This is a genomic window from Cyanobacterium sp. IPPAS B-1200 (assembly GCF_001747005.2).
Classification (GTDB): Bacteria; Cyanobacteriota; Cyanobacteriia; order Cyanobacteriales; family Cyanobacteriaceae; genus Cyanobacterium.
Map to the genome: position 1 here is coordinate 36,436 of NZ_CP182907.1, position 22,786 is coordinate 59,221.

Sequence of the window (22,786 nt, forward strand, 5' to 3'; positions counted from 1 at the left end):
AGTGCAGGGTGCGACCTAAAAAGTTGCATCTAAGAGTCTTGAGCAATCAAGCTAGGAAGTCATCCCCTACGTTATTGCCCAAGATACGTTCCGAGTAATTGGAAAGTGTCACGGCTGGGGCGTGTCATCAAATATAACAGGAAAATAGATAGAATAAGCATCAAGGAAGTTTAAGTAAAAAAAATTCATGCCACTGTTGATGCATTGGGTAATCCTGCAGGTGTTTTTCTCACTGGAGAACAAAAGTGTGATTTGGATAGAGCTAGAGCAGGTTGATATTCCTCACCTATCTGGCGAAAACATAGCATAGAAGAGCATTAACCAGCATATCTGCTATCTTATCCAATACCTATCCCATATCAATATAACTACTACTCCCTTCAGTCTCTCTCAAACATAAATACTTCTGGGTAGTAGTAATGGAAGAATGACCCAACGACTGCATTAACAAAGATAAATCACAGCCCTTTCTTAAACTCTCCGTAGCATGGGAATGTCTTAACCAATGGGCAGAAACATCCTCACTTACCCCCACCTTTTTCGCTATTTTTTTCATCATATAAAACACCGTATTACTCTTCAAGGGAGTATGGTGGAAAGGAACGTGAAATACCCAGGGATTATCAACCTCCCTTATCTTTAATAACTCTTGATACATATAATTAGGAACTAATAACTCTCGTTTCTTATTACCCTTACCAATAATTTTTATCTTCACCTCACCCCCCGGGAGAAAGTAAAAATCATCCCACCGCATCTTCAGTAACTCCGACACCCTTAAACCCAAAGCAAATAAAAACTTAATTATCAATCCATCTCTCTCACACCTTGCCCCCTCCACCAGCTTTTTAACATCCTCCACAGTTATTAACTTAGTGCTAATTTGTTCATGCACCACAGGGGCTTTGACCACCACACAAGGACTCATGGCAATATATCCCACCTTTACAGCATAGGTAAATAAAGACTTAATACTATTGAGTTTTTGGGAGATAGTAGCAGGTTTATAACCCTTCATCTCCAACATCGTACGATAATCCTGTATATCCTCCACCCTAGTTTCTTTAAGAGTCAAATTAGAAAAAGATAACCACTGCTCATAATTTTTAAAATAACGCTGTCGAGTTAAAGTAGAGGGCTTAGAATAAAGCCAACTCAAAACCAAGTCCTTATCCGTATTGGCTCTTGTGATTGATATGGGTTCATGATCCATAATCGTGACTCCTGTTTAGTAGAAAATGAGTAGAACTAACTGTTTTAATCAAATGTAAAAAAATTCTTAAGAATCTCTCTCTCCCTGAAGAATACTCTTAATTTTATCTAAATGTGCAAAGAAAACCCTCCCCATAAAGTCAAAAACTTAATTGTTTTGGCGAGAGACTGGCTCCCCATCGTACGGAATTGACACTCCCCACGAATTCGGAATCAAGCCCCTGAGTACAACCTAGGAACTATCAAACTCATTAGATTTGTTGGTAATTAAATATCTGCTTATTTGAAATTCTTATTAACTGAATTTTGATTTTATTAGTAACTATATCCTGTTAAGTAAGTTGGCGTTATTAATGATGGGTTTAGTATTACCAAAACTTTGATTAATAAAAGGCTTAAACCTTTTGGCTAGATCGATTTAATTACACTTACCTACTTAATGGGATTTTATGTGATTCCATAATTTTGGCATAAAAACACTACTTTATTGCACTATTTCCCTATAAATAATATTTTCACAATGATTATTAAAAGAAAGCAATATTAAAAATATAAGTATATATATAACCGTGGCAATTAATATTGGATTTGTTCTGGAAATCTCTCATCGCAATAGAAAGCAATATCTTCATGGTTAATCAAGGATGAAAAATAATCCATAATTAAATTGCTAAAGCCATTTTCAACCTGATCTCCCACGTCAATAATTTTGTAATATCGAATTTGGTTACCATCAACTTTACTTCGAGCTATACAGGATAAGTCATAACCTAACAATCTGAGGATTGATTTAAGTCTTTGCATTTTTCTGTTGGAGTGGTCAGCATTTTGATTGCAACTGATACCACATAGTGTCAGTTGATAGGAGGGGAAAAGAGCTAGGATTTGATCAATGTTTTCTGCTAATTCCTCAATTTCAAATTGTACTTTTTGATGATATGTTTCAAGGAATGTTGAAACCGCTGCTTGGTCTTCTTTTTTCCGCCGTCCTTTCTGACCTAGTAATTTTTCAATATCTGGGTTATTTTCAATTAAATTATTACCTTCTATTTTGAGGGCTTCTATTTGATGGATACAGATTCCTAATTGTTCTATAATTGCTCTGATGGCTAATCTTTTGGTGGAATTTTCATAGTGCCAAAAGAATAACTTTTCATTATCTTCTTTTCTTTTTTCTTGGGCTTTTAAGGCTTTGCTTTTTTCTATTTTTCTGACATCTTCAAAGGGTAAAGTTGCATAAAACCTATTATTTAATTGAGCGAATATTTTACCCATAAGGTCAAGGGTATAAAGATTAATAAAGCCCGTTAGATTAGGATTATTTAGTAATGGTTCTACATTATGCTTCCCATATTTATTTTTTAGCTCATGCTTTTCGAGGGCATGGACTTCTGCCATGGTTTTATATTCTTTATCTTTGAGTTTGAAGGCGGTTGAGTCATCTAGTTCCATGGAGTCATGAACTGCGATCGCCCTTTGTTCTTTATTATGTGCCATGATATTTTTAGCCTTTACTCCTATGGTTTTAGCTTCATCTTTATCCATAAACCGATAAGTTATATGGTAGCCTTTAAATTCTGAAAGAATGGTAAAAAGAGTTTTTAAATGGAGTGCTTCTTTATTACTTCGCTCATTAAAAATCCGACAATAAGAAATTAATTTTGCGGTAAAAATATCATAATTAACATCAAGCCCTAAGCTATCAAGAGCTATGTTGTCTTTTAATTTGAATATCCTTTCTATTTCTCTAGGAGACTTTAAATATTGTTTGTCATAGCGCCCTATTTCAGGTAGCCATACAAATCTGGGGCAATTACCCCTATAGCGTTCGAGTTGTTGCGAGAAGGTATCTAAAGAATAATTCCCCCCAAAAAAGCCGACGACATAATCAAACTCGCCCACGTCATAAGGTTCTAAAGATACCCCTGTAGTAATGGAGGGAGAGGCGATGACATATAAATAATCCCTTAGTCTTGAAAGGTCTTTAGTTATCTTAAAGGCTTTATGGTTAGGATCTTTTGTTGTTTCACTATCAATTAATAAAATATCTTTCTCCTCAACCCCAAGACTAACGAGAAACCCTTGAAGGGTTACGGCGCTATAGGTTGACTTGACTTTTTGGGCGCTGGTAGTGAGGTAAAGTCTTTTTTGCTCTTTTCCTTCCTTTGATAGTTTTGCATTATGGGCTATTATCTGCCGAACTTCAAGCAATAAAGCATTTTTATTTTCATAAATAACCATTTCACGCCCTTTAAAGGGTTTATTGATATTCTCAAAAAGGGAGATTTCATTTTTATCAAGGTTGAGAAGTTCTTTAAAAGCAAGTACCCCATAATTTGATAAATCGGCATCGACAATGACAATTTTTTTAGCCTTTTTAACTATCTCGATGAGATATTGTATTTTTTCGACCCTATGATTTTTCATATGAGTTGTCGAGTTGAGCATATGAATAATTAGCTGCTCTACTTCGTCTAAAAACACCACATCATAATGGTCATCTAACTCCTCATCATTTTCATCATCACTTTTTTTGAGCTTTAGGATTGAATCGATGCAGGTTGAATTACCATTTAAAGCCTTTAATTTAATATTGATTTCCTCATGGTGTTTCAGTTTTTCTAATAAGGTAATACAAGGAGCAAGGGCTTCAATGGCTTGGTTAATATCCTCAACCTCCCCGGAGGTATGACGGCATATAAGGGTAAGGGTTTCAAGAGCTTTTTTGATAGTCTCATTCCCTTCCCTAACTTCATCAAGTAAAAGGGTAAGATTCTCAATGGCGATCTTAATATTCTTATTCCCTACCAAAGTTTTTATGGTTTTTTGAACATTATTGTCGATACTTTCTTGACTCTTATTATGAGAATATTTAATGTTTTTATTAGTATTATTTGGGCTAATTTCGACAGTTTTTTGATTATTAGTTAGGCTATTTTCAGTAATTGTTAGACTATTATTATCTGGGAGAAGTTCGACAGTTTCTTGACTGTTATTTTCTGCAGGAGTTTCAATAATTCTCAGAGTATTATGATCTGAAGGATATTTAATAGTTTCTTGATTATTTTTGGAAGGTTTAATGTTTTTGTTAGTATTGTGATCTGGGGGAAATTCAATAGCTTTTTGAGTATTATTTTGTGAAATTTCGAGCATTTTAGGAGCTTCAATAACTTTCAGAATATTTTGAGTAGTTTTAAGAGCTTTTTGAGTATTATTTTGTGAAATTTCGAGCGTTTCAGGAGCTTCAATAACTTTCAGAGTATTTTGAGTAGTTTTAAGAGCTTTTTGAGTATTATTTTGTGAAATTTCAACGGCTTCCTGAGTATGATTTGGTTGGGGTTCAATAGCTTTAGGAATATTATTATCTTTGGAGATTTCAACGGCTTTCTGAGTATGATTTAGGGGGGATTCAATGGCTTCAGGAATATTATCAATTCCGAGGGAAATTTGAATAACTGTAGTAGTATTTCCTTGGGGACTTTGACAGGATATGACGGCTTTGTTGAGTGATTTTAAGCTCTCCTGCGCCTTGATTACAGCGGTTAAAGCCTTTGTAATAATAGTGTCATCACCCCTATAACTAGCTAGGTTAAGGCGTTGATTTAAGTTTTCTTCTAGTGATTGCCGATGGGTAACGGTTAACACCTTGTCCCCCCGAAGCTGTAGTTTTCTTGCCACTTCCTCCATGATTTGGGTTTTACCAGTGGATTGTTGGGATTTAATACCTACTAGCTTAATATCATCATTGTCAAAGGCTTGTTTAATGGGTAGCGTAATGACTCCTTTTTTATTAACCAACCTTCTAGTATTAATTTTAGTGGCATTCTCTAAAACCCTTTTACTTAAAATGGTTTGAACTTCACGGCTTGTTTTTATTTCATGATAATTTTTGGCTTCTTGGTAAAGATTATTTAGGCTTTCTTTTCCATATTTATAAATATAATCATCGATTCCCTTACAATCTTCGTCCAGCCATTTTAGCTGATAGGGAATACATTTTAGGTCATTCAGTTTTCCCAAGACTTTCCATGATTCCCTTGCCACCGCTTTTCTTGAGCTTTCTTTTTTGTCCCCACAATCAAAGGCTAAATAAACTTCTCGCCCCGGAATTAAGAAGGGTAATAATTCCTGTTTTAGGGGGGTTTGATAAGAGTTGAGATGTTCGGTTTTCTTTTCTGAGTGGGTGGTAATAGATACTGAGGCGATGCTAATTATCCCTTGAGAGATTAAGGATAAGGCTTTTTTTAAACCTTCGGTGATGGTAATGGGAATGGAGTTATTTTCTATCCATTGCCATTTCGCTTCATAGTTATCTTCTGGTAACTCTTTAATATCATACTGTTGGGCTACTTTTTCGATAATCCGAAAAGGGATATTAGGAAACATGGGGGGTGTTCCTTGCCCTTGAAGATTCTCATATTTAATGATTTCGACTTTGAGTTTTATTCTATGTTTTCTTATCCAGATATAACAGTCTTCAAGGGTATTTTTGGGCAGGGTGATTCTTGCTTTTTGGGCAATCTTTTCTATGGTTCTGTAGTGGTAAAATACTTTACCCTTGCTCTTAATTTCTTCTAATGTGGGGTAGGCATAATTAGAATTATCTTTGAAGCCTAACCCATGGGGTTTATCTTCTAACTTCAAAATTACCCGAGGAATTAATGGCTTAATCTGAGTTGAATAGGGCGACCACCAATAGCCATCGTATAAATGATTATATTGTTTGGCAAGGGCAGTTCTAACCCCACCCCCCTGAGTAGTTGCTTCACTTGCTTTTATTTCACATCGTTCTATAAATTTACCAAAACCATCATGACCTTCTGAGTATTTAATATTCATGGCGACCACGTCAGGGGTGATTTTACTTTTTGCCATTTCTTCTTTTACCCAGTCTGGCAAAGAGTAAAATCGTTCTTTTAGTTCTGGGTTTTGCCCAAAATCTCTTTCGGCGTCAAATTCAGCGCTAAGGATGTTCTCTTTTCTCGATGCTTTGGTTAATGTTGTTTTTTTGTTTTTCATTGTAATCTTCAAGTTTTTTTTATTTGCCACTGAAGATTACTGCACCATTTCCAAAAAATGATATAATAATAATCAGTTACTCAGTGGATTAATTAATGTTGTTTTGTTATTAGTCCTAGTAATCGCTAAGTACTCGGTACTCGGCTAATCAGTCTGATAATAATCAGTCGGTTAATTCGTAACAACTTGAACTTAAGTTGGTCTATTAATTCGATCACTTAGTCTTTAGTTGTTTTTATCTCGTTGGCACAATATGTAAGCTAAAACTTTGCCTGGTTCAGCTAAGCCATGAGATGCTAAGAAAAAAAATGTAATTGACATCCTTAGATGTAGAAAAATTCCTGGTAGTTCGAGCTACTGGGTTTTTTTCGCTTTTCTTTTGATGCACTAACATTTAAAAAGCATAACCACGACTACTATTATAGTGCTAAAAAGAGATATATAAACTTTAACTGTTGCATTTCTTAAAATTAAAATCCTAGGTTTGTTAGTGGCTATCATTAACTAAATCCCAAAAGTTACGAGGTTTAAGAATGGAAATATCTTGAATAGGGTTTAAAACCAATAAATCATTGTCCCCAGTAATAAGATGAGAAGCCCTACCATTTAAAGCCAAATCAATAAACTTATTATCTTTCTCATCTCGACATAAATTAACCCTTTGAATAATGGGAACACAATGCCAATTTATTTTAATTCGTTCCGATAATTCATTAATCTCTTTTGGTTCGATATATTTAGCAAACTTCTTTCTACTTAAAACCGACAATAATTCCATTAAAGTATCAGTAGAATATAAGATAATTCCTGTATTTTCTCCCCAATTTAAAACCTGAGCAGGAATAGAATTAGGGGAAAGGATAGAACTAATGAGAATATTGGTATCTAAAACTAGGCGAATGGAGGAATTAATCATCTGCTAATAACTCTTGTAGTTTATCCTCCGTTAAACCTTTTTTTAAAGCTCTATTTCCAATATTTGTCCTAAATTGTTGAAATTCTTGAAGATTAATTCTTGTAATTCTTTGATAATCTTCTATGGACATAATAACAGCAACATCACGATTTTTTTTCTGTATGGTGATAGGTTCACGCTGTGCTTGATTAATGACATTGCCGAAAGTTTGTTTCGCTTCGGTGGCAGAAATAAATCGCATAACTTAATTTAAGTGTTGGTAATATTGATTATTGTTTTATTGTAAACGAAATAGACAAAATAGACGAAATTAATTAGGTAGTCCTAAAGGGATAAGGATGAATTGTAGTGATGGACAAAAAGCCAGATAGCGCCAACGTGATTCTCTATCTTCTTAGAAAAAGACAAAGTTCTTCTGACCAGACGGGGGAAACATAATAGGGTTCGTGTCATAAGGGGCAGTGAGAACTAACCTATCAGAGTTTCTAATTTTGCCAAAACTTCATCAATGAGTGAGGGCGGGGATTCTTCGACAAAAGTAGTTTGTCTAGCAACACAATCAACTGCTCTAATTTGATCAACTAAAACAACTCCATGGGTTTGCATTTCTGAAGGTAATTTCACTTCAAAAACCCATCCTTTTTTACGACTGGTAATAGGGCAAATTAAAATAATTTTGGAAATTTGATTATAAGCAATAGGTGATATAACAAGAGCAGGACGATAACCTGATTGTTCGCTACCAGTGCGAGGGTTCAATTCGAGTTTAACAATATCACCACGTTGGGGAATGCGATTATCGATTTTTACCAAACTTCTTCTCCTATGGTGTCACCCCAATCTAATTCATCATGTTGCATTTCAGGAGTAACATTTTTTAATAATTCTTCTAGGGTATATTTTGGTTTGGCGGGAGTAAGAATAATCTTATTGTCTTCAATGGAAATATTTAATAATTCTCCCTCTTGTAACTTAACCTGTTGAGTGATGGCTTGAGGAAGTCTAATACCCAATGAATTCCCCCACATACTTATCTTCTGGGTAATCATATTTTTTGCTCCAGATAAAATGTTTATACATTAAATATACCGTAAAGATGATAAGGTTTGAGAGTAACTTTTTGTTTCTTCACTGATAAACCGCGCGTATCCTGTTTTCTCCCCATGATAGGCACGAGCGCCCTTTGATGCCAACCTCGGAAAGAAGCCTATGGTGGTGCAAAAACTGCGCTTCCGCCACGCTCCTGATATAACGATAAAATCAAACGCAAATATCCTCTAAGCAATTATGCTTTTCTTAAACTTCTAATCTCCAATTAAAAACTAGCGTCTAACTTGTCTAATAAAGCTAACCCTTGTTGAATATCACCTTTACTTGTCATAACTTGAAAACGATTAAAAGTATCAAATTCAGCAATAGCTTTAGTAGAAAATTCCTCCATTAATTTATTAACACTAATCCCCCTAGTTTGTGCCAACTGTGTCAATCTTTCATGTTTATCATCAGGAAGTCGAATCGTTAAAGTTGCCATAAAATTATACCTCTAAAAAATAGTCTGGTTGAATAATTTGTAACTGACAAAAATTAATATAAATTTTTGGATTATGAATAAATATTTATAGTAACAATTAATTATTTTAAACTCCAGATATTGATTAAAATTTGCAAATATTCTTGTTGATTAGCTTGAACTATTTGCTTATCCCACCTCATTCTTTTTTTATGATCTTTCTTGACTCTAATTACATTAAGAGTGAGAGGAAAAATAGTTGGATTACCCTTTTCAAAATACTTGTCTTTTTTCGCCTCAAAATCATAATTTTGAGCCTGAGAATTTTTCCTACGAGAAAGTAAAACCAAATTACCCAAACGATGTACCCATTTTTCTCTCGCCTCATCGTCCCAAATTTGACACCAGTCACTATCATTTTTAGGATTTTGTGGTAAAACGTGTTCAATAGTAACTATTTTTTCATCAAAACTAGGACTTAAACCACCTTCAGCAAGAGCAGAATCTAATCTTTTTAAGACATATAAACGGCTGCGAGTTTGTAGATATAAATTACCGTCCAGAATTTCAATAATTTGATTTTGTTCTTGGGCAGATAATAACTCTTCGGTGACTGAAATCGCCTTTTCTGCCCCTTCATCAATGGCATCTAAAACCTTTGCATATCTTCTACCTCTCTCATTAATGTCTGCCCGAAGAATCATTAAACCTGCCGCCAATCTTTCTAAATTAACAAAGAAATTTTTGATCTCAAATGTGTTGTTATGATGTTTAACTAAAAAATAAATTGCAGGGGGTAACCAATCAGAATTATCTATCAAATTTAACCAGCCAAAAAGACGGTTAACTTGTTTTTCTTCTTCTTCATTATCACAATTAAACCTTTGATCTCTAATAACTTCAAATTTATCAGAACAAGGTTTTAAAACTTTATCAATAAACTCAGTAGAATTTTCTTGGGGTTTAATTTTTTTACGGTATTCAGTTAGTAAACCTAGCTTTTGTTTTTCTCTGAGTTTAATACGGTGAATATGAGAAAATAAGGCTTCAAAATCTTTTCTACCTAAATCTTTTTCCTCTCGTTCCCAAATATGCGTATATTTATTTCTTTCTATATCTTCTGTGATATTTCCAATAATTTCTGATTTTAAAATATCATTTAATTGTAAATCTAAACCACGGCTATTAATAGTAGAAAAAATACGATATGCTGTTTCAAAAGAATCAGTAGAAACAACCACTAAATAACACTTATTTAAAAGATTTTTATATAAATGTAATATCCATTGTTCTAAATTATCAGGACATCTTTCTTTTAATTCGCTTATTAAAATAATGGCATTATCTCTTAAGAGTCTCTGGCTATCCGTACGTAAACCAGCATCTTTTGTTAATAATTCTTCTAACTTTTTATCATCACGAATATACTTTGCAAAAAAATCATTATCCTGAGATCTCAACTGTAAACCATATTCTATTATTGCTCCAGTAATATCTTCTCCTTCCAATAACTGACTAATTTTAGAGCGAGTTTTATGATTTTCAGGCAGTAAATGACGAAAAACCGACAATAAAAGAGTTAAAGTGGTTAAACGTTGTTGACCATCAATTACTTCTGCATTGGGTTTACCATCTTCTTTAATTAAGATAATACTACCGAAAAAATAATCAGGATGATCTTCATCTAGTGGGTAAGGGAAAGCATCAATTAAATCATCAATTAACTCTAAAACTTGATCTTTTGTCCACGCATAAGGGCGCTGGTAAGATGGAATGGTAAACTGATAATTAGTTAAATTAAAAATTTTATTAAGTTGTTCTTCTGTTGCTTTTATAGTCATACTTTTATGTATTAATAATTAGAATATTATGTTAATTTATTGCTATCAACCTTGATAATGACATTTAATATTTTGAACTAGAGAATAAAAGGCTTTTTCTAGGTCATCAAAAACTTTAACAGAGTTGTCATTTTCATTAGAAATAATTTGCTCAGATAAAGATTTGTTAGAATTATTGAATAAATAAAATCCCCCTAAAATTTTGGTTTGATAATTATCATAAATAATTACAGGAAAGCAATTAGAATCAGGAATAAAACCATATTGATTTATGTCCTCAGGAAATTCATCTTCAGATAGTAACAAAACATCCCCACTATAGCGGTTACTTAACCTAATAAGATTTAAAATTAATGTCTTTTCTTTCTCATTTAGGCGAGGATAAATTTCATATAATGCCTCATCAGACATATTACTAATAAAATTATGGGGTTGATAACCTAAACTTTGTTTCTTCAAATTTAATTCAAAATTAAAATACCATTCTCGACGCTTTTCCAGAAAAAAACCTTTGACAATATCTTTGTTTATCTCATAGTCTAAAAGTTTTACCTCTTCCCCATAATTACTCTGTAATAACTCTTCTAATAATTCTCTGCGAGTAGGTTCTTTTTTATTTTCTTGCTTTCTCTGGGGAGGATAGTTGACTATCGTTTCTTGGGTTTTTTTCTTTACTACTTGCTCAATTAATTCCTCTAAATTTTGATCTATTAAACGATGATCTACTTTGATAGTCAGGTTTTTACTATCATTGGGATTTTCTTCTACATAATTAACTGGATTTTGACCATGCCATTTTAACGGTGGATTAACAGCTTCAATTTTGGCATTACTAAAACCTAAGTATAATCTATTATTATCAGTCCTTCTGCTAGTATGTGAATTATATTCAGCTTTAATGACCAGACTTCCATCCCAGTTATAAACTTCGATTTTCTTTAATTTTGGCTCTCTTAGTTTGGCAATTTTCCAGCAACAACTACCTCCTTCTTTTAATAGTTGAATTAAGTCATCTTTTGTTCTGACTCTAACTGTTAATTCATTCATTTTAACATAGTTTAAATTTGATAAAGTGGTGGCATTTTATATTGATAATTGATTCTGCCACTCTAATTTATTACTTAATATGAAAATATTTTTATTTGCTCACTGCATTAATTATAAATTTTAATTTTCTGGCTTTATCTATAAAAATACTTACATTATAAAGAGTCCATTGAGTACACACTACTATTTTTTCTTGATTTCCATCTAAGATAATTTCTTCTTCTTTTGTAAAATATCTGGGCTTATCCTTGTCAGCAATCGCTGAAAGTTGTTTTACAACTCCCCAACTTCCTTGTATGTTGTCAGGAAAAATTGTCTTTAATTCTGTAAACGTAGTTCGAGGATTTCTTTTCATATATTCTGTTACTACTGCCAAAACTAAACGATTTTTAGGATATTTTTTCACACCATTATCGATCGTATATTTTGTAAAATCTTTTTTTCCTTGTTTTGTTAAAGATTCTTTATTAGAAGATGGAGAAGTAAATGTTTTTGGGTCTAGAGTAACCGTTGGTACTCCTGAAGTTTTATCAGAGTTTACGCTGTTACTTCTTTCATCTAATTTTTCTTGTAACTTATCAATTTTTTCTCGTAATCTTTCTATTTCGTTTATGCTTTCAGAGTGATTTTTTATTTGTAACAAAACATTGTACATTTCCTGAGCTGAAGTAAAGCGATTTTGAGGTAAAACAGCTAGGGATTGTTGAATAAAATCAATTAAATCATCCTCTATAATATTTTCCAAACCGTTTAATATAACCTTTGCATTTTGTGGATCCACAATAGGATTAGGTTCGATTTTGAAAGCCTGAGCTCCAATACCTGTTAAACAAACTAACATACTCATTCCTACGGCAAATAAATCACTTCTATATGTGGCTTTACCACACATTTGTTCTAGCGGACAATATCCCATAGTTCCTGCCTGTGTACCTGTTTGATCTAAGGTAGAGTAAGATATTTCCTTAATTAAACCAAAATCAATTAGAACGGGCTTATTATCCCCTTCTCTGAGAATAATATTTTGAGGTTTGATGTCTCGATGAATTACATTTTGCTCATGAACTTTAATTAATACTTCCAGTAAGGATAAAATAATGTCTATAATTTCTTGAGATGAAAACACTGTTTTATTCTGCATTCTAGCAATTAAAACATCACTCAAAGTTTCACCTTTAATATATTCTTGAATTAAATAAAAATTACCTTCAAATTCAAAAAAGTCAAATAAAGATGGGATTTGCCCATGGGCATTACCTAACTTTTGTAAAGTGTTAGATTCTCTTTTAAATCGAGTAATTAATTCTTCATTTTGAGCTGGATTGTTTGTTAATTTTTGAGCTTTAGCTACATAATACACAGTGACATTCGCCGTTAGGCTTTTGACTAAAAATGCTGCACCAAAACCTCCTTCTCCTATTTTTTTGACTACTTCATATTTATTTGCTAAACAATAACCTTTCTCTATGGTTCCTAAATCTTTAGTTTCACACTTTTGATTTTGTTGATTGCGATTACCACCACGAAATATCCTCTCAAACATGGTTTTCCCCTTACACTAATTCCTTGATTCACATTATTATAATTTTATACCCAAAATGATCTCAAAAAATCTCAATAATTTTTCATAAAAAGTTAGTTATTAGGGATGCAAAAAATTAAATCTATACAGCAATAGTGAGGTTATACTTTTTGTGTATATTTTTTGAAGATTCTTTAAAGAAATACATCCTCCACTGAATTAATCCATAAGATTCATGAACAAAGAATATCGCCTCGGAATCATCCTTACAATTTTAATCAAAATAATTATTGATAAACGTAATTAGAAAATTGGGGTAAATCTTGTTTTGTGAGAATAGAATAAAGTACATCTGGATCTAAATCAGCCCCATTCTCCCAATAAACTGTTCCCCATTCGGGATTCAATTTGACTGTTTGAAAATAATCTAATTCTTTTAAAGGTGTAAAAATACCAGTAAATTTGATAATTTTACTAATATCAATTACCCCATCTATATTATCTTCAAATTTTATATAAAGTTGAAATTTTCTAATGCTTTAACTTGAATAATGTCTTGTAACATTTTTACTCCAAAGGTTCGATATTTTGTAATGGTTGATTTTGTCTAGCTAATTGCCAATTTTTTCTTAATTCTGATTGATGGGATAAAGCCCATTCAATTACTATTCCTAAAATTCGGGGGCTTAATTTTCCTTGTAAAATAGATAATGTTTCAATATCTATAATTGCTTTTTGTTGATTATATCTCACATGAAAATGAGGAGGTGAATGATCGTTGTAATACATCGTTATAATTATTCCTAAAAATCTACTGATTTCTGGCATATTTTTCTTCTTGATATTTTGATATTATTTAACTTTTCGTAATTTATTCTTGAAAAGAGATGGAACTCTTCCTACAAGAGTAGATCAAACCTCTCCTCGCAAAATATTATTTCTCAGGAATTTCTATTTTTGTGTCTTTCTTAAGAGTAATATCTTCCTAATTTGCATTACTTAAATCTCCTCTGGTCAAAATTTTGGTAAATTAGCATTTTTTAAGTTAGCACTTTTTAAATTAACATCGTCCAAGCTAGTGCCTTCTAAATTAGCACCTTCTAAATTAGCTTCCTCAAAAATTGCAAAATCTAAATCAGCACCCTTTAAATTAGCATTTTTTAGATTAGCACCTTTTAAATTAGCATTTTGTAAACTAGCACCCTCTAAATTAGCACCTTCTAAATTAACCTCTTCACAAATTGTATAGTCTAAATCAGCACCCTTTAAATTAGCACTTCTTAAGTTAGCACTTCTTAAATTAGCACCGCCTAAATTAGCACCTTCTAAATTAGCACCTTCTAAATCAGCATTATATAAAACAACACCCCATAAATCAGCACCACATAAATTAAGATTGTCAAGATACGGTAAGATCTCTGATAAGCTAGGATATTCGTGTTCTATTAATTTCTTTTCTATCTGATTCAAAAAAAAGTCCCATATTGTTTCTATTTCACATTCAACATATTCAAATTCTTCATTCCATATATCACTTATCTCTTCTAAAAAACCATATATTTCGCTAACATTACTACGTTCATTAACTGAAAAATAGACTTTTTCTTCTTCAAAATTAATTGTCATATCACCATAAGAACCATAATTAATCTCCCACCCTGAAGGTAATTTATCCATCAAAATTTCACTAAAATATTGATAACATTGATCTTGCTCTTTAAAGTTATCTGGAAAAGAGAGATTATTTTCCTGAATATCCCAGTCGCCCTCATCTCCTTGACCTGAAAAATAATAACTAATCGAACCAGTTAAACCTGACTTTTTTAAATGACTTAAATTAAAATCAATCATTGTTTTTCTCCTATTATGATAGTAAATATTTTTTATTGAAATAAAGATATATTTCTTTTTGCACGGTCCCATTGTTTAAACTGTTCTGGAACAGATTCATAGGTAACAAATAATCCTTTATTACTCCACATTTCTATGTAATTTTCAAACCAAATACCAGAAGGAATAATATTATGGCTATCTTTGAAACCATTATTATGAGATATATGAATAGCAACACTTTGAGGTAATAATTTCTCTACCCATTGCTTCACTATATCTTCTTGAGATTTTGCCCATATATTAATATGAGAAATGTCTAATAATAAAGGAATTTTAGACAAGGAATAATCCTCAAAATCATCAGCAAATAACCAATCATCTTTATAAGGCATCACTTCTAAACAAACAGGTATATCAAGATAATTTTCTAATTCTTGTCGATAATCCAATACTTGTTCTAAAGTAGCATCCTTTTTTTTTGGAGGATGAATAGAAAATAACTGAATATTTTTGCCCTTAATTCTTTGGTAATAATCAACCCATGTATTTTTGTCCATCAGTTTGAACATAATTTTTAAGGCGTTATCATAAAGACAGTTATGGTGGATAATTAAGGGCATATCATCGGGAATATATCGAGTATCACATCGAGAACCCACAGCCAATTCTAAAAAATCAAGGTTTAACTGTGGTTTTAAAGTCTCATAAATACTTAAACATTCAGCAAAATCTCTTTGTCCAATAGCGGTTATACTGAGCCCCAGCACATTTTTTCCTCTAGTGTAATACTATTAATTAATTTTATTCATTTTCATGATTAATTAATCATGTGTTTTACATTTGTTGATGAATTGAAATAATAAATAATACTTTTAGGCTATGTTTGCCTAATTTTGTTTTCTAATAAATATTAAGTAGGTAGGTGTAATTAAATCGATCTAGCCAAAAGGTTTAAGCCTTTTATTAATAAAGGTTTTGGTAATACTAAACCCATTATTAATAACGCCAACTTACTTAAAGACTTTATTGATATTTTTCTTTAAATGTAAAAGTCAATTATTTTTAGCGAGTATTTTTTTCGATTCTTATCAATAAATCAACCACTGTAATAACGGTTTGTATCACAAATTCTGCTAATAATAATGATGCAATAAAAAAAGTTATTGCAAAAAGGAGAGCTTCTTCATAATAGAGTACATCATAAAAAATTTTGTATGCTATTACGGAGGTGACACCACACCCAAAGTAATATAGCCATTTGAAACATTTTAGAAAAACTAAAAATCGTCGATATAAAAAGTCATCTTGTGTCTTTATGGTGTTATTATTCATAGGATTACATGAGTTATTATTTTCTTTAAGTAAATATGATTGACTATTTCATTGACATGAAAGGCAAGATTGATAATCTTTAAAATTGTATAATCGACCATTACATTGAGGACATTTGTGATATTTCATAACCTTTTTCTCTAGGGACGATTACGGCGTTTTTGATAATTTTGATATTGGGCATTTTTGCGCATAGATTTAGTTTTACCCCTTTCCAAATCATCAAGCAAATCATTCATTTCAGCCATTTCAGGTGCCATCATCTCAAGGGATATACCAGAAGTCATCATCTCTTGTTTTGCCATCTGTAAACGCTCCTTCGTTCCAGCAATATCACCCCTATCAAGGTTTTTAATAGCCTCCTCCTTTGCCCGAGAAGCCATTAACTTCGCTACTTTTGCCTTAACCTCCTCATTAAAAGGATACTCATTCAACTGGCTTGATGTAACCACGGGTAACTGTAACTTGTGGTGGGATACCTTTCTTGATTGAGTTTCACCGTCATCATAAGCCAAGCGAAAATTTACTAAACACTCCGATTTTGCCATGGCAGGGATTTTTAACCGTAACACCACATCAATATCATTTCCTGCCACCAAGTTAGGTAATTTATAATTGCCAAATTCAGTTTTTTCTAAATCATTAAAAACATCCACTACCTTTACCCCTGCAAAAGTTCTAATACCTAAACTCACTTTTTGCCCAATGGTTGCCATTATCCCCTGTAACTCCCCTGTAAAAATATTCGGCAGCTGTTCAGGGTTTTGGATATAGTAATAGTTGCCATCCCCACAAAGGGCGATTCCCTCCATCAAATCTTCGTTAAAATCATCCCCGATACCCATGGTAGTAGTGCTAACTCCCCTTTGGCTTAAGCCATTTATCCCATTGCCGATAATGTCAGGGTTCGTTTCCCCCACGTTGGCTAAACCATCAGACAAGAGGATTACTCGGTTTAATGATTCGGGTTGTAGGTGTTTACTAACTTGGGTTGCCCCTTCTAACCAACCATCATAGAGGGCTGTCATGCCGTCTGGGGTAATCTTTTTAATGTGTTGGATGATATTTTCTTTATCCGTCGCTAGTTGGGAGGGGATAATTACTTCTACTTCATCATCATAAATGGTAACGCTGAGGCGATCTCGCTCTGATAACTGTTGTACCGCATAGATAGCAGCCTGACGAGCATATTCCATCTTATCACCCTGCATAGACCCAGAGCGATCTATTACCAATCCTAAATTAAGGGGAGGACGTTGTTGATTCGTTTTAATTTCAGGCACTGTTATCCTGACAACCACATCAAGATTCGTAACCTTATCGGAAGAAATCGCATCCCTTAAACAAATGAATTGCACTTGGGGCTTAACATTGCTCATAATTACCTCTTTTTAAACCATTTACTTAAAATATTGCTTAAATGTTCCATCAAGGATTCCTTTTCCTTGATACTATTGGGATAAAGAAAATCATCACGAATATGTAACTCTAAACCATCCACAACCTTTAAACGAGTCCAATTTTCCCCTTCTGATATATCTGACTCTTCTCCCATCAAAGGAGCGTTATGGGAAGTAGAATCATCCAATGCAGACATAGTACGCTCGTTCTGACTAGAAGGTCTAAATTGGAGGGTAGTGGAGGGTTTGTTTTTCTTTAAATCCGCTAGAAAATCCAATGCAGAGTTGCGAGAACTTGCATTATCACTTACGGTGGGATGAGCTGTAGTAATATTGATTTGCACACCCCCAACTAATAAACTTTTTAACTCCTCATTAGTTTTCGAGGTTAATAAATCGTTAATGGCTGATGTGCCGATACCGTCACTCAATAAACGTTTAATTAACAGTAGCTGTAATAGATGACGATAGTTATAAAAAGCATAACGACTTTGGCGCATGGGTTCATCCATTAATTTTTGACTGGTATAGCTACGCACCAGACGGGTGTTAATTTCTTCTTTTACTTTGGTATTACCTTTTATCTCAGGGAAATAGTCGGGTAATAATTGATTTGCTACCTCCACAAATTCATCGATTAGCCATTCTTGATGGCTGTTTTCTAGGCTTTTTAAATCCATATTCTTAATATATCTATTTATTCTTAAAATGTCAATACCATTTTACATTGTAACTGAATCTCTGGTTAATACCCTAGTGGAAGAGAAATATCTGAATCTTTTATAACCTGAGCGTTACAACAGTTCACCAAGATAGAATTGGCTATATTTGGCTTAGTAATTGGTTATTTTATGGATATTAACGAAATCTCAACGAGACTGAATATAAATGAAGAAACTGTTGAATAAATGGTACAGATAGGGTTTATATCAGCAATGGGCGATGCAATCACTGAATTAAATGCTCGGAAACTTCCTGTCTCTCTTATCCTGAAACGACTTGATTAATTTTTTTACTACGGGTTATCTACAATTTATGTTAAAACCTACTTCAAAAACATAGCCTGTAAAGGTTTGGGAGAATGTTAATCCCTTGAAATCAATAAAATAAGAATGCTCTTATTCGTTGCTATATATAGCTTATACCGTATTTTTAACATAAAAATTTTATAACCCGTAGTAAACAACAAACACCCAACCCATAAGTTTCTCGTTAAAACGAAAGCAAGGGTAGCCACAACGCCCTTGTGGGGAGGAGCGAGTCGAGCGCTCCGTCTTTTAACACCATTCATAATAGTGAAGGAATATAACATGATACCGATCTATTTGAAGTAAAACCGCATGGCTCAAAGACTTCACGCCTTCACGCTCCCTATATTTATTTGTACTACACCTTCTGCGTTTTCATGTTAAAAGACACCTCAAAATCATACGCTATAAGGTATCTAGGGGGTTGATTGAAAAATCATTTATTAACTTTCCGACTTGAAGGGGGGAGGTTACACGAGCGCATATAATAAATAACGCTTGAAACTATTTATATATATAGTTTAGATACCATTTCTAACATAAATTTTAGATAATACGCAGTACACTTTTGATGTTAGTTACTAAGGTTTAAATCAAGGGATAACTGACCGATGCTGATATTCCCACGTTTGCGGGTATGGTAACTCAAATGACAAGCGGTGCAAAGGCAAACCAAGTTTTCTTCTCTGTTATCCTCTGGTTGATAATTAGAATGATGAACCACCATAGTTATTTTGGCACGATCCGATTTGCTGAGATGAGTCGTCTTATCCCCTGGCTTAATGCACTGCACACCACATTTTTGACACCGCCACTTTACTTTCTCCTTTTGTTTGAAGGCAATCTCATTCCAGTTATCGGGATAACGACTCTTGCTCATGGCGATCATTGATTATTTTGTGAACCTTTAAAGTCAACAGTTTGTTTCTACATTACCTGATAAGGAGCTTAAAATAGAATTAAATGACCTTAGTTTCTGGTAAATTTTGCGTAAATTTAAAGTGAGGATTATAGCAGAGAGTTTGGTTCCTACAATCTTGATTTTTCAATGTTTTAGAGATTTTTGTTTACTATTTTTTCTTTAAAAATACTGATAATTTCTGCCCATTTCATAGTAAAATAGAATAGTTATTAATCACTCTGCAATGACCAGTATTATTGCCTTATTTAACCAAGCGGGAGGGGTGGGCAAGACCACTATTACCTATAATCTTGGCTATCACCTCTCTCTTTTAAACCATCGTGTTTTACTCATTGATTTAGATCCTCAATCCTCATTAACGACTTTCATGGGTATTGAACCCGAAAATCTCGAGAAAACACCCTTTGATGCACTCATAAATGAAGAACCATTATTTATCCTCCATGATATTCATGGACTTGATTTAGCACCAACTAATATTACTCTCTCAGTTGCTGAGGTACAGCTAGTCAACCTAGATTTTAGAGAAGTGAGATTAAAAGAAGCTATTGCCCCTCTCACGGACTATGATTTTATTTTGATTGATTGTCCCCCTAGCTTAGGATTATTAAGCTATGGTGCATTGGTGGCATCAACCCATGTATTAATTCCCATTGAAACTCACTTCAAAGCATTTCAGGGTACTAACTTACTGTTAGAAACCATTGCGAAGGTAAAAAAACGTGGTAACAGAGGACTACAGATAGGAGGATTTATCCCTTCCCGTTATAGTAAGGCTAATTCTCAAGATAAAAGAACCCTTCAGGCAATCACAGATGAGTTTGGAAAGGTGTCGACCGTTTATCCAGCGATTCCTCGTTTAACTGCTTTTGCGGATGCTTCTGAAGATGGACTTCCCCTTATGCTTTATGACCCCAAGTCTCCTGCGGTAAAAATATATAATGAACTTGCCCTTAGTATTGCCAAACTAACTCATGCCTAGAAAATCAGATAAGCCTTATCGTGCCCAAGCAAATCTCTCTGTTTTATTCGGGGATGAATCGTCTTCTGGTGAGACTATTAACATTAGTCAAATTGTTTTACCTTCTTCACAGCCTAGAAAATACTTCGACCCTGAGAAGTTGGAACAATTAGCGTCTTCTATAAAAGCGCACGGTGTAATTGAACCTCTGCTGGTGCGTCCATTGGGAAACAAGTATGAGTTAGTGGCGGGGGAGAGGCGGTATCGTGCTTGTCAGATGGCAGAAATTAATGATATTCCTGTCACTATTAAAGAGTTATCTGATGAATCTGCTTTTGAGTTAGCCCTTGTTGAAAACTTGCAAAGAGAAGATTTAAATCCTGTAGAAGAAACTGAGGGGGTGTTATTTCTTCTTGCTCAGAAACTTACAATATCAGTGGAATCAGTGGTTAACCTGCTCTATAAGATAAATAATGAGAGTAAAAAAGAATTTAACCATAACGTTATGGTTAACTCAGAAATTGAGGTGATTGAATCGGTTTTTAAAGACTTAGGGCGCGGTCGTTGGCAATCGTTTGTGGTTAATCGTCTTCCTTTACTCAAGCTACCAGAAGATATATTAACGGTACTAAGAGAGGGAAAAATTGCTTATACAAAGGCGATCGCCCTTAGTAAAATAAAAGACGATACCGCTAGACAAGAATTACTCAAGAAGGTAATTGAGGATAATTTATCCCTATCTCAGATTAAGGAACAGGTAAAGTTATGTAATAGCAACCAACGAGATAATGAGTCTCCCCAATTGAGAGTTAAGGAAATCACTAAATCTATTAACAAAGCAAAACTATGGGAAAAAGAACCCAAGAAATGGCAAAAGGTAGAAAAACTCTTAGCTAAGATTGAAGAATTAATCTCTCCTTGAGAATTAGGGGAAAAACTAGCGAAGCTGTCACCAGGGGCAATCTAGGCTGAAATCTTTAGCCCATAAGCATTATAAAAGCTAAATTAAGCAGTTATCTGAATCGGTAGTCTTTCATCAAGATTTAAGCGGAAAGTTCCATAAGGATTAACATGAGTCCAAATCAGTGGTGTTAAGGCTCTCAAATCATCGGGTTTCATCATATTCATCCACTCAGGTTCAGATAACACCTCCTGAATCATCAGGGTATTTACATAGACCAAAGGCTTTGTTGCATGAATGAGTAGGAAAAAAGGTTGGTTGTATATAAAATAGAAAATAGAATGTCTTAAATCCCGATAATACTATGAAACAAAAATATCGTCTGAAAAATTGGTCAGAGTATAACCAAGGTTTAAAAAATAGGGGAAGTTTAACATTCTGGATTAGTGAAGAAGCAATATCAAACTGGATACTCACAGAAAAATCAGGAAAAAAAGGTGCTAGTAATTATTTCTCATCCCAAGCCATATTAACTTTTTTGATGGTTAAATCACTGTTTAATCTACCAGGAAGACAAACACAGGGATTTATAGAATCCTTATTTTCCCTGATGAATATAGATTTACCAGTACCAGACCATAGTACCGTTTCTCGTCGAGCCAGAAAACTAGAGGTAGTATTACCAGTCAACAAAACATCAAAAGGTCGTCATGTGGTAGTAGATTCCACAGGAGTAAAAGTCTATGGAGAGGGAGAATGGAAAACCAGACAACATGGCATTAGCAAAAGAAGAACATGGCAAAAACTACACTTAGCCATAGACGAGGAAACAGGAGAAATTTTAGTAGCCGAAGTAAGTACCAATGATTGTCATGATGGCGATATACTCGAAAGTTTATTAGAAATCATTGATGGTGATATTGAACAAGTATCTGCCGATGGGGCTTATGACAAAAGAAAGTGTTACCAAACCATTGAAGCCAAAGGTGCACTTGCCATTATTCCACCTCAGAAAAATGCTCGAAAGTGGGAGGATGAATGCCAAAGAAATGAAAATATAGATAGAATCCAAGAAATCGGTAGACAAGAATGGAAGCAAGAAAGTGGTTATCACAGACGCTCCATATGTGAGACTACCATGTTTCGATTAAAAACCATATTTACAGGTAAACTAAGTAGCAGAGATTTTGATAATCAAGCGGTAGAATTGTTCGTCAAATGTTTGTTACTTAATATTATGATACAAACTTCAAAACCAGATAGCTATATCGTTAATGAAGAATAAGTTACATTCTTTTTCATGGAAGTGAGCTATCTATTTTTTTATTCATACAACAAAGCC

Annotated in this window: 19 protein-coding genes and 3 pseudogenes; 3 read left to right on the plus strand and 19 right to left on the minus strand. The window is 33.6% G+C overall.

Annotated elements, in window-relative coordinates:
* Positions 1 to 349: 349 nt before the first annotated feature.
* The 18 genes and pseudogenes from A5482_RS15750 to A5482_RS15835 form a co-directional block, all read right to left on the minus strand.
* A complete protein-coding gene (locus tag A5482_RS15750; RefSeq protein WP_069790878.1) occupies positions 350 to 1,213 on the minus strand; it encodes a tyrosine-type recombinase/integrase in 864 nt (287 codons plus the stop codon).
* A gap of 575 nt (positions 1,214 to 1,788) precedes the next feature.
* Positions 1,789 to 6,231, minus strand: coding sequence for a DUF3854 domain-containing protein (locus A5482_RS15755; RefSeq protein ID WP_069790879.1), 4,443 nt, complete (start codon positions 6,229 to 6,231; stop codon positions 1,789 to 1,791).
* 487 nt (positions 6,232 to 6,718) lie between these two features.
* Entirely contained in the window at positions 6,719 to 7,147 is a 429-nt protein-coding gene (locus A5482_RS15760) for a putative toxin-antitoxin system toxin component, PIN family (RefSeq protein WP_069790880.1), read from the minus strand.
* Positions 7,140 to 7,388, minus strand: a complete 249-nt coding sequence (locus A5482_RS15765; RefSeq protein ID WP_069790881.1) for a type II toxin-antitoxin system Phd/YefM family antitoxin — start codon at positions 7,386 to 7,388, stop codon at positions 7,140 to 7,142. Before A5482_RS15765 ends, A5482_RS15760 begins: the two co-directional genes overlap by 8 nt.
* Before the next feature lie 83 nt (positions 7,389 to 7,471).
* Positions 7,472 to 7,573: pseudogene (locus A5482_RS15770) on the minus strand (IS1 family transposase); the annotation flags it as partial.
* A 42-nt stretch (positions 7,574 to 7,615) separates the two neighbouring features.
* Entirely contained in the window at positions 7,616 to 7,960 is a 345-nt protein-coding gene (locus tag A5482_RS15775) for a type II toxin-antitoxin system PemK/MazF family toxin (RefSeq protein ID WP_069790882.1), read from the minus strand.
* Positions 7,954 to 8,196 carry an AbrB/MazE/SpoVT family DNA-binding domain-containing protein gene (locus A5482_RS15780; RefSeq protein WP_069790883.1) on the minus strand — a complete coding sequence of 81 codons (243 nt, stop codon included), beginning with the start codon at positions 8,194 to 8,196 and terminating at the stop codon, positions 7,954 to 7,956. The genes A5482_RS15775 and A5482_RS15780 overlap by 7 nt, the downstream gene beginning before the upstream one ends.
* A gap of 266 nt (positions 8,197 to 8,462) precedes the next feature.
* The gene (locus A5482_RS15785; RefSeq protein ID WP_069790884.1) at positions 8,463 to 8,678 is read right to left on the minus strand and encodes a ribbon-helix-helix protein, CopG family; all 216 of its coding nucleotides are present in this window, start codon (positions 8,676 to 8,678) and stop codon (positions 8,463 to 8,465) included.
* Between the two features lie 101 nt (positions 8,679 to 8,779).
* Positions 8,780 to 10,498: a DUF262 domain-containing protein gene (locus A5482_RS15790; protein WP_069790885.1), complete on the minus strand. Its 1,719-nt coding sequence runs from the start codon at positions 10,496 to 10,498 to the stop codon at positions 8,780 to 8,782.
* Between the two features lie 45 nt (positions 10,499 to 10,543).
* A complete protein-coding gene (locus tag A5482_RS15795; RefSeq protein WP_069790886.1) occupies positions 10,544 to 11,545 on the minus strand; it encodes a hypothetical protein in 1,002 nt (333 codons plus the stop codon).
* Positions 11,546 to 11,636: 91 nt separating this feature from the next.
* On the minus strand, positions 11,637 to 13,088 hold the full coding sequence (locus A5482_RS15800) for a serine/threonine protein kinase (protein ID WP_446684874.1): 1,452 nt from the start codon (positions 13,086 to 13,088) through the stop codon (positions 11,637 to 11,639).
* Positions 13,089 to 13,354: 266 nt separating this feature from the next.
* Positions 13,355 to 13,632, minus strand: a pseudogene (locus A5482_RS15805) (DUF2442 domain-containing protein).
* Positions 13,633 to 13,634: 2 nt separating this feature from the next.
* Complete coding sequence (locus tag A5482_RS15810) at positions 13,635 to 13,895, minus strand: DUF4160 domain-containing protein (protein ID WP_069790890.1); 261 nt, start codon at positions 13,893 to 13,895, stop codon at positions 13,635 to 13,637.
* Between the two features lie 186 nt (positions 13,896 to 14,081).
* Complete coding sequence (locus A5482_RS15815) at positions 14,082 to 14,918, minus strand: pentapeptide repeat-containing protein (RefSeq protein ID WP_069790891.1); 837 nt, start codon at positions 14,916 to 14,918, stop codon at positions 14,082 to 14,084.
* A gap of 32 nt (positions 14,919 to 14,950) precedes the next feature.
* Complete coding sequence (locus A5482_RS15820) at positions 14,951 to 15,667, minus strand: TIM barrel protein (RefSeq protein WP_069790892.1); 717 nt, start codon at positions 15,665 to 15,667, stop codon at positions 14,951 to 14,953.
* A 705-nt stretch (positions 15,668 to 16,372) separates the two neighbouring features.
* Positions 16,373 to 17,611, minus strand: coding sequence for a vWA domain-containing protein (locus tag A5482_RS15825; protein ID WP_069790894.1), 1,239 nt, complete (start codon positions 17,609 to 17,611; stop codon positions 16,373 to 16,375).
* A 2-nt stretch (positions 17,612 to 17,613) separates the two neighbouring features.
* Entirely contained in the window at positions 17,614 to 18,312 is a 699-nt protein-coding gene (locus A5482_RS15830; protein WP_069790895.1) for a MerR family transcriptional regulator, read from the minus strand.
* Positions 18,313 to 19,234: 922 nt separating this feature from the next.
* Entirely contained in the window at positions 19,235 to 19,540 is a 306-nt protein-coding gene (locus A5482_RS15835) for an HNH endonuclease (RefSeq protein WP_069790898.1), read from the minus strand.
* A gap of 265 nt (positions 19,541 to 19,805) precedes the next feature.
* Here A5482_RS15835 and A5482_RS15840 point away from each other — a divergent pair, with 265 nt between their 5' ends.
* Both A5482_RS15840 and A5482_RS15845 read left to right on the plus strand, forming a co-directional pair.
* Entirely contained in the window at positions 19,806 to 20,564 is a 759-nt protein-coding gene (locus A5482_RS15840) for a ParA family protein (RefSeq protein WP_069790896.1), read from the plus strand.
* Positions 20,557 to 21,465: a ParB/RepB/Spo0J family partition protein gene (locus A5482_RS15845; RefSeq protein WP_069790897.1), complete on the plus strand. Its 909-nt coding sequence runs from the start codon at positions 20,557 to 20,559 to the stop codon at positions 21,463 to 21,465. Before A5482_RS15840 ends, A5482_RS15845 begins: the two co-directional genes overlap by 8 nt.
* Positions 21,466 to 21,548: 83 nt before the next feature.
* Here A5482_RS15845 and A5482_RS15850 read toward each other — a convergent pair.
* A pseudogene (locus A5482_RS15850) lies at positions 21,549 to 21,725 on the minus strand (Tn3 family transposase); the annotation flags it as partial.
* Positions 21,726 to 21,808: 83 nt separating this feature from the next.
* Here A5482_RS15850 and A5482_RS15855 point away from each other — a divergent pair.
* On the plus strand, positions 21,809 to 22,729 hold the full coding sequence (locus A5482_RS15855; RefSeq protein WP_446684852.1) for an IS5 family transposase: 921 nt from the start codon (positions 21,809 to 21,811) through the stop codon (positions 22,727 to 22,729).
* Positions 22,730 to 22,786: the final 57 nt, after the last annotated feature.

What these genes read in the sequence shown, in the direction of transcription:
- A5482_RS15840 (WP_069790896.1), top strand. Translation starts at nt 19,806, where the DNA reads ATGACCAGTATTATTGCCTTATTTAACCAAGCGGGAGGGGTGGGCAAG.
- A5482_RS15785 (WP_069790884.1), bottom strand. Translation starts at nt 8,678, where the DNA reads ATGGCAACTTTAACGATTCGACTTCCTGATGATAAACATGAAAGATTG.
- A5482_RS15845 (WP_069790897.1), top strand. Translation starts at nt 20,557, where the DNA reads ATGCCTAGAAAATCAGATAAGCCTTATCGTGCCCAAGCAAATCTCTCT.
- A5482_RS15800 (WP_446684874.1), bottom strand. Translation starts at nt 13,088, where the DNA reads ATGTTTGAGAGGATATTTCGTGGTGGTAATCGCAATCAACAAAATCAA.
- A5482_RS15780 (WP_069790883.1), bottom strand. Translation starts at nt 8,196, where the DNA reads ATGATTACCCAGAAGATAAGTATGTGGGGGAATTCATTGGGTATTAGA.
- A5482_RS15750 (WP_069790878.1), bottom strand. Translation starts at nt 1,213, where the DNA reads ATGGATCATGAACCCATATCAATCACAAGAGCCAATACGGATAAGGAC.
- A5482_RS15835 (WP_069790898.1), bottom strand. Translation starts at nt 19,540, where the DNA reads ATGAGCAAGAGTCGTTATCCCGATAACTGGAATGAGATTGCCTTCAAA.
- A5482_RS15755 (WP_069790879.1), bottom strand. Translation starts at nt 6,231, where the DNA reads ATGAAAAACAAAAAAACAACATTAACCAAAGCATCGAGAAAAGAGAAC.
- A5482_RS15790 (WP_069790885.1), bottom strand. Translation starts at nt 10,498, where the DNA reads ATGACTATAAAAGCAACAGAAGAACAACTTAATAAAATTTTTAATTTA.
- A5482_RS15825 (WP_069790894.1), bottom strand. Translation starts at nt 17,611, where the DNA reads ATGAGCAATGTTAAGCCCCAAGTGCAATTCATTTGTTTAAGGGATGCG.
- A5482_RS15815 (WP_069790891.1), bottom strand. Translation starts at nt 14,918, where the DNA reads ATGATTGATTTTAATTTAAGTCATTTAAAAAAGTCAGGTTTAACTGGT.
- A5482_RS15810 (WP_069790890.1), bottom strand. Translation starts at nt 13,895, where the DNA reads ATGCCAGAAATCAGTAGATTTTTAGGAATAATTATAACGATGTATTAC.
- A5482_RS15855 (WP_446684852.1), top strand. Translation starts at nt 21,809, where the DNA reads ATGAAACAAAAATATCGTCTGAAAAATTGGTCAGAGTATAACCAAGGT.
- A5482_RS15760 (WP_069790880.1), bottom strand. Translation starts at nt 7,147, where the DNA reads ATGATTAATTCCTCCATTCGCCTAGTTTTAGATACCAATATTCTCATT.
- A5482_RS15830 (WP_069790895.1), bottom strand. Translation starts at nt 18,312, where the DNA reads ATGGATTTAAAAAGCCTAGAAAACAGCCATCAAGAATGGCTAATCGAT.
- A5482_RS15795 (WP_069790886.1), bottom strand. Translation starts at nt 11,545, where the DNA reads ATGAATGAATTAACAGTTAGAGTCAGAACAAAAGATGACTTAATTCAA.
- A5482_RS15765 (WP_069790881.1), bottom strand. Translation starts at nt 7,388, where the DNA reads ATGCGATTTATTTCTGCCACCGAAGCGAAACAAACTTTCGGCAATGTC.